Origin of the sequence: Cyanothece sp. BG0011 (assembly GCF_003013815.1) — a bacterium.
Taxonomy (GTDB): Bacteria; Cyanobacteriota; Cyanobacteriia; order Cyanobacteriales; family Microcystaceae; genus Crocosphaera.
Genome location: NZ_PRLH01000030.1, coordinates 1 through 13,310 on the forward strand (window position 1 = coordinate 1; position 13,310 = coordinate 13,310).

General features: G+C 37.4%; 9 protein-coding genes and 1 pseudogene. 7 read left to right on the top strand and 3 right to left on the bottom strand.

Annotated elements, in window-relative coordinates; all coding sequences use genetic code 11:
* Together C4E06_RS05010 and C4E06_RS05015 are read right to left on the bottom strand one after the other, a co-directional pair.
* On the bottom strand, nt 1-1,441 hold a 1,441-nt coding region (locus tag C4E06_RS05010; protein ID WP_157951111.1), incomplete at its 3' end, for a CHASE2 domain-containing protein.
* Between the two features lie 44 nt (nt 1,442-1,485).
* The gene (locus C4E06_RS05015) at nt 1,486-2,163 is read right to left on the bottom strand and encodes a DUF928 domain-containing protein (RefSeq protein ID WP_107667086.1); all 678 of its coding nucleotides are present in this window, start codon (nt 2,161-2,163) and stop codon (nt 1,486-1,488) included.
* 165 nt (nt 2,164-2,328) lie between these two features.
* On the opposite strand from C4E06_RS05015, the gene C4E06_RS05020 reads away from it, so the two are divergent.
* From C4E06_RS05020 to C4E06_RS05030, 3 genes are all read left to right on the top strand, one after another.
* A complete protein-coding gene (locus C4E06_RS05020; RefSeq protein ID WP_107667087.1) occupies nt 2,329-4,710 on the top strand; it encodes a CHAT domain-containing protein in 2,382 nt (793 codons plus the stop codon).
* Nucleotides 4,711-4,953: 243 nt separating this feature from the next.
* Complete coding sequence (locus C4E06_RS05025; protein ID WP_107667088.1) at nt 4,954-5,670, top strand: hypothetical protein; 717 nt, start codon at nt 4,954-4,956, stop codon at nt 5,668-5,670.
* Nucleotides 5,671-5,742: 72 nt separating this feature from the next.
* Entirely contained in the window at nt 5,743-6,702 is a 960-nt protein-coding gene (locus C4E06_RS05030) for a hypothetical protein (RefSeq protein WP_107667089.1), read from the top strand.
* Here the strand turns inward: C4E06_RS05030 and C4E06_RS05035 are convergent.
* A complete protein-coding gene (locus C4E06_RS05035) occupies nt 6,680-8,338 on the bottom strand; it encodes a ShlB/FhaC/HecB family hemolysin secretion/activation protein (RefSeq protein ID WP_107667090.1) in 1,659 nt (552 codons plus the stop codon). The two genes, C4E06_RS05030 and C4E06_RS05035, sit on opposite strands and share 23 nt — an antisense overlap.
* A gap of 26 nt (nt 8,339-8,364) precedes the next feature.
* Here C4E06_RS05035 and C4E06_RS05040 point away from each other — a divergent pair, with 26 nt between their 5' ends.
* From C4E06_RS05040 to C4E06_RS05050, 4 genes and pseudogenes are all read left to right on the top strand, one after another.
* Nucleotides 8,365-9,246, top strand: coding sequence for a response regulator (locus tag C4E06_RS05040; RefSeq protein WP_107667091.1), 882 nt, complete (start codon nt 8,365-8,367; stop codon nt 9,244-9,246).
* Nucleotides 9,247-9,543: 297 nt separating this feature from the next.
* Nucleotides 9,544-10,374, top strand: a complete 831-nt coding sequence (locus C4E06_RS05045) for a hypothetical protein (RefSeq protein WP_107667092.1) — start codon at nt 9,544-9,546, stop codon at nt 10,372-10,374.
* Between the two features lie 884 nt (nt 10,375-11,258).
* Nucleotides 11,259-11,387 (top strand): hypothetical protein, encoded by a 129-nt coding sequence (locus C4E06_RS29180; RefSeq protein WP_255412128.1) that lies wholly within the window; start codon nt 11,259-11,261, stop codon nt 11,385-11,387.
* A 269-nt stretch (nt 11,388-11,656) separates the two neighbouring features.
* Nucleotides 11,657-13,310 (top strand): annotated as a pseudogene (locus C4E06_RS05050) (hypothetical protein); the annotation flags it as partial.

Sequence of the window (13,310 nt, forward strand, 5' to 3'; positions counted from 1 at the left end):
CGGTCTTTTTTCTAGATTCAGTCGTTAACTGCTCAAGATATTTCTCTTGTTCATCTTGTAATTTTTGGCTGGCTTCTAAGGTTAAGTCGGCAAAGTTATTAATAAAAGTCAGTGGATTATTCACTTCATGTGCTACTCCTGCTACAAACTTTGCTAATCCCGCTTGTTTCTTTTCTTGAATAATTTCCTCTTGAGCTAACTTTAATTCATATAATAAATTTTCTATTTCTCGATTTTTTTCAAGTAAAATCAAGCCCGTCGTTAGTAATGAAGAGCCAGTTATAACAAGAAAAGATGGAATTATTGGTATCCACCATCCTTCTAAGAAAACAAAATAACTTCCTCCGACTAAAATCCCTATAAATAGAACATTAATACTAATAATCATTAAACTTAGTTTTAAATAATTAGTAAACCCTCTTAAACTCCATAATAAAATAGTAGTTAAACTACCCCAAACAATAATTAAGATATACTCAAGTGAACTCGGCAAAGTTTTTACAATTGGACGTTGATCTAATACTGCACTCACTATATGACTAGCAATATTAGCTTGGATTTCGACTCCGTACACTGTTGTCGGTTGCCTGTTTAAGCTTCGACTAAATGGCGTATAAAAGACATCTCGAATACTAGGAGCGGTAGCTCCAATAAAAACCATCCGATTAGCGAATAAATTAGAAGAAACTTGATTGTTTAGAACGTCCGAAAAAGAGACAAACTCGAAACTATTTTCGGGATTTCTAATGTTTAATAAAACTTGATAGCCACCATGATCTTCATTGTGGTATCCTCCATCATGGGGACTAAAAGGATAAAAAGTTATGTCACCAAGTTTTATCGCGTTATTGACAGTCTGGGGTGTTATCCCCTTACTTTTTAAATGAACAATAGCTAAAGTCGCTCCGAGGCTAAATAAGTTACTTTTCCCATCGGCAATCGGAGTTATTAATCCTCGCCTTAGTATTCCATCGGTATCCACGACAACATCACTAGAAGCAGTTAAACCTTTTTCTTTTAAGATGGCATTCGGTTGAACCCGATTTTTTTCATCGCCGATCACTTTCTCAACTCCGAAAAGATTAGGAGTCGTTTGAAAGACTTTTGTTAGTTCTTCTGTTCCTTCTCCCACTGAAACGTCACGATAAAAATCTAAGCCAATAATACTGGGATTTTGACTCTTTATTTTTCTGATTAATTTAGCTAAAGTTAAATCAGTTAAGGGATAATATTCGGGAATTTCAGTTTCTTCTAATCCCACAATGACTATTCTTTCGTCTTTCTCTTCTAAAGGGCGTACCTGAAAAAATAAATCATAAATAGCCAATTCTAAAGTTGATAACCAACCTTGCATATTTAACAGCATAATTAAAGCTGTTACAGGGAAAGTTACTCCTATTATTTTTCCATAGTTAAACAGCAATGAATAGTATTTTTTCATTGATTATTTCGGTTAATGTATCTTTAATTTATTGTTTCAAAGTATTAGTTTTTTGTTTCTAACACCATATTGTTTAAATTAATTTGCTCTAATAATTTTTGAACATAGGGTTCAGCTTTCTTTGAATCAAAAGGATACAGATAATAGAGAGCATCGTACCATAATCCTATACTAGCTGAATATTGACTTTTTTCTAGAGCCGTTTTTTGTTGGAGTAATTGATTACTAAGTTCTTCTTTCTGGGGAACTCTTTTAAGTATGGTTTGTACTTCAATATTATCAGAAGGGCGCTGAGAATTACATACTATTGTAATCGTCCAAATATAATACTCAGTCTTTTCTAAATTAATGTTTGACGGAAATTCATAAGTTTTTATTCCTGGTTCGTTTAAGCTTATTTCTGTGTCTACTAATGCTGAGCGACCATCAGTTTTAGCAATGGTCAGTAATGCCTTATTCTCTATTTTTCGAGCCACCGAATAAAAAAGGGTAGGTTGAGCTAACGAGGTGTGTGCGACATGATCTGTAGGCGCAATCATCGTCACTACATCGGATAAATCTTGACGACAACCTCTTGTAGCACTCGATTGACTTTTCTGAGGTTTTTCTTTATCTTGTCTAGGAGGAATGTAAGTAATGGTTTGGGCTTTTATTGGTATCGAATTTATAATGTTTATGGCAATTATTCCCAAAACTGATAGAATCCTTACTCGTACAGACATAGTTGGTTTAATTTTTTAATTTTCTCTTCGTAAGTTAACAAATTTAATTTTAAAAACCAAATATGGATTATAAATCGTTTTTTCCGCAAAAAGCCTCCATTTTTAGGACTATTTTTTTTTACCATAATTACTTGTCTAATCATTAATTGTGTTGCAATAGGAGCAGTGACCAACAACCTGTTTCAGACCATTGAGCCAACATCATATCAACAGAACACCACTGTTACCATTTCCGAATCTAATCTAAGCCAAGATGAACAACTTGCTTTACATTACTATTGGCAAGGACAATATCAAGAAGCTCTCGCCATCTGGGAAAGTTTATTACAATCCTCAAGTCCTACCAAAGTAGCCGAGATTCATCGCTATCTAGGAGTGGCTTATCAGGATCTGGGTCAGATGGGACGGGCGATTTCCCACTTCCAAGAAGCTCTCTCTATTTATGAAGCTCATCCCTCTACTATAGAGCAACGCCAATTGGCTGAAGTGCTTATCGCCATAGGGCAAACACAGAATGAATTAGGGCAAGGAAAACGGGCTATTGCCACATTGAGACAAGTTATCTCTCTAGCAGAAAAACATCATTTCCCTGTACTTCAAACCATTGCCTATAGGCATCTTGGTACAGCCTTTTTGATTATCTCTGATTTTGACCAGGCCATTAAATCTTATTCACGCAGTCGAGAATTGGCTGCTGTACACGAATTGCCAACCGAGCTTGTGACCACCCTTAATAATCTCACGTTAGCTCTTCTTAAACGGCAAACTCTGTATGAGTCTCAAGCTAAAGCGGCTGAAGTCCAAGGCAATCAAAAAGAACAGAATCGCTTATTATTCCTCGCACAACAGAATCACATAATCGCCACCGAAACCGCCAAGCAAGCTCTTGATTTGAGTCAAAACAAGCCAAATTTGGCTACAGTCAGAGCAATGATTAATTTAATGCAACTAGAGCCTCAACAGAACTTTCTTTCTCAAATTAAAAACATTTTACTATCGAGCCGTCCCTCACGTTCCGTGGCGCAACTCCTACAAAATGTCGCTCAATTGGAATCACAGACCGAAGCCATTAAATTACTCGAACGAGCTATTGATATCGCTACTAATTTGGGAGATTTCCGCACTCAATCCTATGCTCTAGGGCATTTAGGGCATATTTATGAGCAACTTGGCGATTACTCCCTTGCTCTCGAAAAAACTCAACAAGCTCAATGGGCTGCTCAACAAGTTATGGCTGCTGATAGCCTCTATCGCTGGCAATGGCAAGCCGCCCGCATCTTTGAACAGACTAATCAAGATGGGCCGGCCAAAAAGGCTTATGAAGGTGCGATCACTACCCTTCAAAAATTAAGAGAAGAAATTGCTAATGCTTCGCCAGCTTTACAACTCAATGTTCAAGAGGATGTTGAACCTGTTTATCGCCAATTTTTAAGTTTATTACTTGAAAAACAACCCAATATCGCTGAACTACAAGAATCTCTTGAGGTAATTAATCAACTGCAATTAGTAGAACTGCAAAGTTTTTTTGGCGATCCTTGCTTGGAAATTAGGCAAGCTCAACTTGCTCAAGATGCCTCTTTACCATCACATACAGCACGCATTCACACTCTAATTTTGTCAAAATCAACCCAAATGATTTTAGAGCTTCCTGATGGAACAATTTCTTCTTATTCCGTTGCTCTGTCGGCCAACGACATTGAAAAACTTATAGAACAATGGCGATTACAGCTAGAATCCTCTCGAATTCCTCTAGCGTATAGAAATTTATCTGAACGTTTCTATAATTTGTTAATCAAGCCTATGAGTAAAAGTTTATCCTCAGCATCAATTAAACATCTTATTTTCGTTAACGACGGATTGTTACGCAATGTTCCTATGGTTGCGCTTCATGATGGACAAAAATTTCTAATTGAAAAATATACCATTTCCAATTCTTTAGGAATTAATGTCCAATTTTCTCAACCGATCACTAATTACCGTGGTTCAATTTTTGGGTTAAGTGTTTCTGTGGCTGATTTTCCTCCGTTGCCTTATGTCCCTCAAGAAATTCAACAAATTATTAATGTTGTTGGTGGTGAAAAATTTATTGATGAGTCCTTTACTGTTCTCAATCTAAAACAACAAATTAGTAAAAATTTTCCTATTATCCATCTAGCCACACACGGTTACTTTGGAGGAACAGCTAAGACGACATTTTTACAATCTTTTGAGCGACCTATATTTTTAAGAGAATTTGAACAAATTCTATCTCAAAGAACGAACCCTATTCAATTACTAACCTTAAGTGCTTGTCAGACTGCCACAGGCAATAAAAGAGCCGTTTTAGGATTAGCTGGTGTGGCTTTACGTTCTGGTGTTAAATCGGTTTTGGCTACTTTATGGTCTGTTAGAGATAAAGATGTTGTTTCACTGCTCTCTCGTTTTTACCGATACTGGCAACAGGGACTATCTCTTGAAGAAGCTTACCAAAAAACCCTTGTAGAAGTCATCCAACAACCTGGAACTCATCCAAAAAACTGGTCTAGCTTTGTTCTTATTACCAATTAATTACTTTAACAAATATAAATTCATCTACCATTAATTTATTCTTTAATTTTTCTTGAGTTAGGCAGAAAATTTCAGCATCAAGTTATTTGCTCTCTTGGTAAAAATATGGTAAATTCAGATTTAATCTATTGGTTATCTGTGAAATATAATAAAGTATCTTTCTTTGTTATCCAGATTAAACCAATATAATAAGACTGGCATAAGTCAAGCTAGTTTTTAAGTCCAAATTTGAAGATGAACTTAATGACCTTAACTGTTGACTATGGTACAATTAAGCACTTTAAAAATATACAACTTGACGAAAGAGCTTTATTAGATGCTAGCGGACTAATAGGAGGAAATATTAGTTTAACGGGAAAAAATATATTTCTCAAAAATGGAGTTTTAGCGATTTCTAATTTTGGAAATTCCTCTTCTGGAAAAATAGAAATTACTGCTCAAGAATCTATATTAATAAGACCACCCAATGAAGCTTTAAACTCAAACTTTTCAGCAGGAGTAATTAGCCAAAACTTTTTGAGTGGACAAGGCGCTAAGATTGAAATCAATGCCCCTAGAATCCGCTTAAGAAATCTTGGTAATATAAACGCTTTAAATTTCGGACAAGGACGTGGTGGGGATATCAATATTAAGTCAGACAAAAATCTTGAGATTATCGGTCAACCAGGCTCAGTGATTTCTAGCTTTATCCTGAATCAAAATATTGGAGATGGTACAGGAGGGAATATCAAAATTCACAGTGCCAACACAACCATTAACAATCAAGGCGTGATAACTATTTTTAATTTAGGAAAAGGGGTTAGTGGAGACATAACATTAACTGGAGAAGCAGTAAAAATTATTGGTGGAGGAAGAGAAAATATTAGTGGAGACTTTATTCCTAGTAGCCTTGGGACAATTACTTTAGGTCAAGGGACAGGAGGTAATATTTTCCTTAAAACAAAAAAAGTTTTGTTATAAGATGGTGGACTGATTAATGCTACTACTGTCGGTGAAGGAAATGCTGGAGATATAAACCTTGTTGCGGAGGAATTGATAGAAATTCGGAATCCTGGAATCTCCAACAATTTGAATGAGGATAATATTAGTCGAATTGTTACTTCTGCCGATATTCCAACGGGAGCTTTGAGAGAACAATTAAGTCTAACTGCTCCAGAAGGTAATTCTGGAGATATTTTTCTCAAAACAGGAGAGTTCAGAATACTTAACCAAGGACAAGTTACTGTTAGAAATGAAGGATTAGGACAAGCTGGAAATTTAACGATTGAAGCTCATACTATTAACTTAAATAACTTAAGCCAGATTACTGCAACCACAGCGTCGGGAGAAGGGGGAAACATTGCAATCTCTTCCCATGATACAAGATTAAAAAATTCTAGTGAAATCTCTGCTACTGCTGATGGGACAGGAAATGGAGGCAATATCTCTATCGATACAGACTTTTTAATTCTGTTTGACAATAGCAGTATTACCGCTAACGCTTTTGAAGGAAATGGAGGTAATATCAATATCAAAGCTCAAGGTTTATTCATCTCTCCCAACGCTAAAATCACTGCTAGTTCTCAATTTGGAATTGATGGAACAGTTACTCTTGAAACCGTTGAAACCCTTGATAAAATAGCCATTCAAACTGTTGATCGATTTGAGCAAAATGATCAAAATATTCTCAAATCCTGTTTTAATGATAGGTCGACGACTTTAACCTATACAGGTGCATCAGGATTACCTCTTAGCCCATCATCGGGGATTGATAATAGTATGACTATCATCAAGATTCCACAACCTTCTGAAAATTTTAATCCTCCTGGGACACAACCGCAAAACAGACAACCATCATCCTCCTCAGACTGGAAATTAGGTGATCCGATTATTGAAGCCACAGCCCGAATTAGAACCGCAGATGGACGAATTTTACTGGTGTCAGAGCCTCCCGAAGAACCTTACGAAATATTAGAAGTGGTGTGTAATATCAAGGCGTTAAACGCAAGTTAAAGTAAATTCCGTTTTCCTGTAAAGTACGCCTTTCGCTATTGATATCCGTTAAAGGAATCCCCCAGTAAAGGCTTGCTCCAAACCAAGGTTGTTGCCAACGTAACCCTAACCCAACAGAGGTAATAGAACTGGGATCTAGTGGAAAGCGATCATTATTCCAGCCAACACCATGACTAACAAAAGGAGCAAGTTGAACCACTGCATTCCAATCAGAAATTCTCAACACGGGTACTTGGATTTCTGCTAAGGCCCAAAATCCATTATCAGACAACAGAAAATCTTCTCTATATCCGCGCACAGAAAACCCTCCCTCGGCACGAAATTGCTCATCAGAAAGCAATGGTTGGTCTGATTGCTGTAATTCCCCTCGTAGCACGAATACCGTATCAGGAGCTAATTGGTACAAATATTGCCCTTGCAAATTCCAACTAAAAAACTCTGAATCTGGCTCAATAGTCGCCTTGCCATTAAGACCGAAACTAAATTGGGACCTTAAAAAGAGAATCTGGTCATTATTTCTTCTAATCCAGTCTTGGAAAAATCGCAAAGCTGATATCTCTGTCTCTCCTCTCTCATTAGCCCCTCTCGATAAAGGAAAGCGAAATCCGTCTAAGTAGGTGTCATTTTCGATCCTCGAAAACATTACGCCTAATCCCACTTCATCATAGAGAGATTTGAGCACAGGGTGTCTCGTGACGACCTGATAATAGCGGGACTCTGTGTCTAAATTTAAAATCTCAAAGGGACTTTCTACAATTTCATTATCTGTTATACCTGCTTCTATTCCTATGGTTGTTCCAGATTGAGTTATGGGAATAGATAATCTTGCATACCCAGAATTACTCCCTTCACTGTTGAAATAGCTTGCTTCAATTTGTTCTCCATTACCAAATAAGTTGTTTTCGCTGAGGATAAGCCCACGCCGTTGGCTACCGACCGAAGGAGAGCGATTATTGTCTGTCCCCAACTGTAGAATAAAACTATCGGCTTCTTTTACTTGAATGGTAGCAACAGTCAGCCCTGGTGCGGTTCCAGTCGCTAAATCCGCTTTTATTTCTTGGATCAAAGGATCTAATTGTAAAATTTTTACGGCTTCATCCAAATCATTGGCATTGAAAGGAGGATCTAGAGGTAAACGACTAATAACATAACTTTTATTTAATCGATTTAATCCTTTGACCACCACTTCCTCAATCTTTCCTTCAACAACTTGAACCTTTATTCTCCCTTGACTAATATCTTGTCCTTTAGGAATGAACGCAGCAGAGGTGGTATAGCCTTTTTCTACATATAAACGAGTGATTTGAGTTCTAATTTCGAGTAAATTATCGATTGAGGCTTCTTTTCCTTTAAAACATGAAGTAATTTGAAAAATATCGTCTTCGGGCAAAACTGAACTTCCTACTACTTCAATTTTTTGAATTTTCGTTAAAGATGCGCTATCTTCTTTACTTGACGTTTCAGTGTTAGGGAAGACAGCTTTTTCTATGTTGTTACAATTAAAAACGGGATTATCGAATTCATTTTCTAATTCTTCCCCATAGACTTTATAGTTTCCATCCCCAATCTGAAAACTAAGTCCGATAGTTACAAGTAAAAAGAAAAGTTTTTTATTTTTCTTATAAATTTTTAACATTGCTTTTTCTTATTAGTTAGCTAAAAATGACAACATCGAAAATATTAGTAGTTGATGACGAGATTATTTATTGGACTCGATTAATTGAGCAAATATTTGAGGAAAAAATTGAGAGTAATGAATATCAGTTCAGCTTTGCTAAAGATGGCATAGAGGGACTAGAAAAAGTTAAAGAAATTAAACCTGATCTTGTTTTAGCTGACATCAAAATGCCTAAATTGGATGGTTTAGCTTTTCTCCATCAGCTTAATGAAGATCAGCAGAATATCAAAAGCATTATCATTTCCGCTTATGGAACTATAGATCATATTAGCCAAGCTATGTATGAGCGGGCTTATGATTTTTTGGTTAAACCTATAGATCGCTTGAAATTGGAAAGCTCAATTAGAAGAGTTTTGTTAGTTTCTTCTGACCTAAATAAATCTAAAGAAATTTTACCATCAGATTCGACTAAAAAGCAATCCTCTAAAGTTAATTATAGTAGTGTTCTACGGCTATCCAAAGAACTACCGCCTCCTCAGCAACTTAATTTAGTTTCTGATGTAATTTCTCAATTTTCTTTGGAGCAATTTAATGAATTTGAACAAGAGTTACCTTCTTTAAAACTTCAGGTTCAACAAGGCGAAGCTGAAAGAAATTTGTTGGAGCAAGAAGATGAAGAACGGATTAAACAAGGTAAATTCCCTTTAAATTTGCTGCGACAAGGCTATATAGAAGTACAGACTCAGTCCCGAAAAATGGTTTCAGGAGAAATGAAACAGTATAAATATCTCTCTATCCGATGGATAGATCCTAAAACTAAAAAATTAAGAGGAAAAAATCTTAAGAAGAAAGACCTTAAAGATCCAGATGTGAGAAGAATTGTCGAAGAAAAACTGGGAAGACCTCTCAATTCCAGCGATTTTTGAACCTTTTGTCAGTTATGCTTTTGCCAAACTTTTTTATCGAAAACTTAATTTCTTAAAAATTTTGTGCTATTATTATTATCGTAAATTAAAATTAGTCAAATTTTTGTATAGCCCAATTCATGTTGCTCACTCATATTAACACAGACTCTACTTAAAGCCAGAAAAACTTTTTACCAGTTTGGTTTACCCCTAGCGCACCCGAAATAAAATGCCTCTGCACCCAGGATGTATGTGGGTTTTATATGGTTGCGATAAATATCCTTGCACTCATTTTTTGAATCATCGGAGAGAAAAATTATGCTACTTAAACTAAGTCTCGAAAACGAACTCAAGATGGGGAGAGAATTTCAAAAAGAGTTGGCTCAACTCACAGATGAAAAGGAAATTGCCTTGTTTTTCGAGAATTGTGGCGGTGAAGACGTTGTTCAGTCTCGTATTCGAGTTCCTAAATGGTGGGATAGTTTAACCGAGGATTGGCGACACAAAATTCTTAATGCCCCGTTTAAGTTTGTTAATGAACATCTCTGGTTCAAACTATCACAGTTAAACTTTGAGGGACTTCAACAGTGGTATGAAGATATCATCGAACGTTCTCAGAAAAACTTGAAAAAGAATGGTAGAAAAACTCTCTCTCTCAATATTTGCAACAAAGTAGTTTCTAAAATTCTTCCTAAGCCAAAACGCATCAAAAGAGTTCTTAAACTGCACCAGCCAGTCGCAAAGAAGGATTTCAATGTGCTTCTCCATCAAAAAGACTACAATTTTACTCTCGAATCATTGGAGGAATTCATAGCACAAGTTCGTGAAGGGGTTAAAGAACAACCGATTGTTACTGAGAGTTTGTTCCCCTTCCTCAAGGACAAAGGTTTAGACCCTTTATTAATTCTTTCCGCTAATGACCGGTTTAAGTTTGTTCAAAGTCAACTCGATGAGCGAGATAAGCAAGTCGAACAACTAATTGAAGAGAAACAAGAGCAACAAGAGGAAATTTCTCAGTTAAAGCAACAGAATGAATCACAACAAGTACAGATCAACAATTTGGAGGAAGAATTAACAAAACAAAGGGAACAATTTAACGAACGTATGGAAGCCTTTGAGAAATTCATGGCTTCACAAACGGCTGCTTAAAAATCTTGTTCAACCGATACTTTTCTATATGCTATTAATAGCTGCTAGTGGAAGTAGTTCTATTTTACTGTGATCGCCTACACTGATGTAAAAGCGATGTATATTTTTCTTAATAGCACCCATGCTTTTTTGAACCTTAAATTTTGATAGTAAGGTTTACGGTTCATGATAAAAAAAGTCAATGAAAACGCTATCGATATTCACGAATTAAGTACCTTAGTATGTATTAATTCGACAAATTTTTAAATCACGGTTTTTCTTACTTTTTACCCATTGAGACAAAAAAGAGGGAAAGACTAATTAATCTTTCCCTCTACCCCAACGCCTTAAAAGTGGAAAAAGATAGCTTATGTAACATAAGCTAACCCCAGATGGTGATTTAGGGGTACAATGGTTGATATCTTACACGCTTTAATGCACAAGATAATGTTCATTCAGAGAATCGCAGACAAAAGAAACCATATAAACGGCGAAACGCCGTCGGCTTGGGGAAGTTTGACGGACGTTTCTCATATGGGTTTCTTCCTGGGTACTCTCTGTATCGTCAAAGGAGGTGACTTATAGAAGAGTAGGAAGTATTAAATTTTTGAGGCGGTTAGCGTTGCGACGCTAAAGCTATAAATTTTTAGCCACAACACTCTTATGATAAGCGAAAGTTGTGGTCTATGCAATCTTTTTGTCAAAATTTTAGGCTTAAGTGCGAAATAAGAGCGTTAATTAGCGAAAAAAGGTTTATTGGTTAAAAATCTTACTATCAGGTGAGGTATGCTTTTAATGCTTATTTTTTAAGCGTGAAAGAACATCATTCAACCAATCAACCAAGCCATCTCTATCCGTGTCATCTGCTGTCACTGAAGCTTACATCGATTGCATAGTTATTCGCTGTGACCAAAACACGGGTAGGACATCTGACAACTTGCCAGATGATGTCCTCACTACTTATTCGGATAACAGCAGCAGCTATTCCGTTGAAAAAAGAAGAAAAAGAAGCTGGAAATACCTTGTTATTATGACTGAATCTCCAATAAACCCACTACCAAAGTAACCAGTTGATGTTATCGAGAACGTCAACAATAACGAAAGCTGGCAAGTAAAACCATAATCCAGCCACCAAAAACATATGTCTTTAAATCCTATCTTTGGTTGCAAGGAAATAGTAGAGATTGAGATCACAAATAAGGAACATCGTTAATAACAGCCAATCCTTAGTTAAGGCTATGATCCTTAGATAACGGGTATCTCCAGCAGTCCATACCCTCAAACTGTAAGGAGAAAAAAAATTATGAAATTCCCACAAATTGATCGCCACGTTGCTCAACGTCAACTCGCACTACTCGGACACAACATCAACAAACCAGTTTACTTGCGCTTCTTCTACCCCAGTGACGATCCACGCAAAGATGAAGACAAAGGCCGCAAAGCAGATCGAATTAATTGGAAAGAGATCGAAGCCTATCAACAACAAGACCGTGGGGCTTATGTGGTAGTAAATGGGGGTGGGCATAAAAACTCCGATGTAACCCAAGGCACCGCAATTTTTATTGAGCATGACGACCTTGAAAAAGACCTTCAACGGGACTTATGGAAGACATTAGAACTGCCTGAACCTACATTCCAAGTGGACACCGGTGGTAAGTCCATCCACTCCTATTGGGTATTTGACGAACCGGTGGCCGTAGAAAAATGGTCACAGCTTCAACGAGATTTACTCGAATATACAGATGGCGATCGCTCGATTAAGAACCCGGCCCGTGTGATGAGACTAGCCGGGGGATGGCACATATCCTATGATGAAAATGGCAATCCTATCTATAACCAAACCAAGATCATCTCTGCATCAGCAAAAACTTATAGTTTTGAAGAACTACGAGAACTGATACCCAAGCAAAAAGAACGGCTACCCCTAGTAGAAGTAGCCACCGAATCAAATGATTTTGTAAACAATGTTTCAGACAATTTAAGCACGTCTAGTTTACCACGACACCCAGAGCAAATAAGTGTTCCCGTACCAGCACCAGTTCCCTTGCTACAATGTTGCCGAAAAGAAGTCAGAGAATGGGTGGCCACAGGAGTTCCTAAAGGGTGTAAACGAAACGATACAGCGATTAATGTAGGTTTAGAACTGATTGCAGTTGAGCGACATCTGCAAACTATAGGCCAAAGTTACAGTGATTCTGCGACGGCATTGTTCCATGAATTCTGTCAACGTAGTGGGATGACGGCATCAGAAGAAGCAGAACGTTACCAATGGTGCCAAAAGACTAATAGCGACCCTAGTTGCCCACCAGAAGCCATAGAAGCGTGTATCAGGGGATGGTATTGGAAGGAAGTGGTACAACCTCAAAGACCCAAATATCAAGCTAAAAACAACGTTCAACAACAGGGGACACAGAAAAACCAAGACAGTCAAGAAAAAACGAAAATTAATCTCCTCGATGCAGTCAAAAAGATATTAAGCGAATTCCCTCAAGATTCCCTACAGCTTATGGCTTTAATGAATCTGTCGGCCCAAACGGGTTACACTTATCGTGAATTGGAACTACTAGCCCGAACCATCGAACGAGAGGAAACACTCGATGAAGAAACAGCCGAGGCGATCGCATCTTTGGGAAGCAATCTAAATCTACATTGCTCAAGATTAGATATTAGCAAATACTTAGAGAGTAACTTTGCCGGGTTAATGCTTGATGCAGCCAATGCTATTCCCACCGCACCCGAATATTTGTTTAATACGGTACTACCAGCCGTGGCTTCCCGTGGGGGGACCAGTTCAAGAATAGTAGCCAATCCATCGGGGGGTATGTCCAGCCGTTAATCTTTTGGACAGGGAACGTGGCCCACTCCGGACAAGCGAAAACTCCACCGCAACAAATTGTCATTCAACCCTTATTGGATTTAGAAGAGGACGGCAACCAACAATATGAAATAGAACAACA

Excerpts from the sequence above, each read along its gene's own strand:
- C4E06_RS05035 (WP_107667090.1), bottom strand. The coding sequence starts at position 8,338 with ATGTTAAAAATTTATAAGAAAAATAAAAAACTTTTCTTTTTACTTGTA.
- C4E06_RS05015 (WP_107667086.1), bottom strand. The coding sequence starts at position 2,163 with ATGTCTGTACGAGTAAGGATTCTATCAGTTTTGGGAATAATTGCCATA.
- C4E06_RS05025 (WP_107667088.1), top strand. The coding sequence starts at position 4,954 with ATGACCTTAACTGTTGACTATGGTACAATTAAGCACTTTAAAAATATA.
- C4E06_RS05045 (WP_107667092.1), top strand. The coding sequence starts at position 9,544 with ATGCTACTTAAACTAAGTCTCGAAAACGAACTCAAGATGGGGAGAGAA.
- C4E06_RS05040 (WP_107667091.1), top strand. The coding sequence starts at position 8,365 with ATGACAACATCGAAAATATTAGTAGTTGATGACGAGATTATTTATTGG.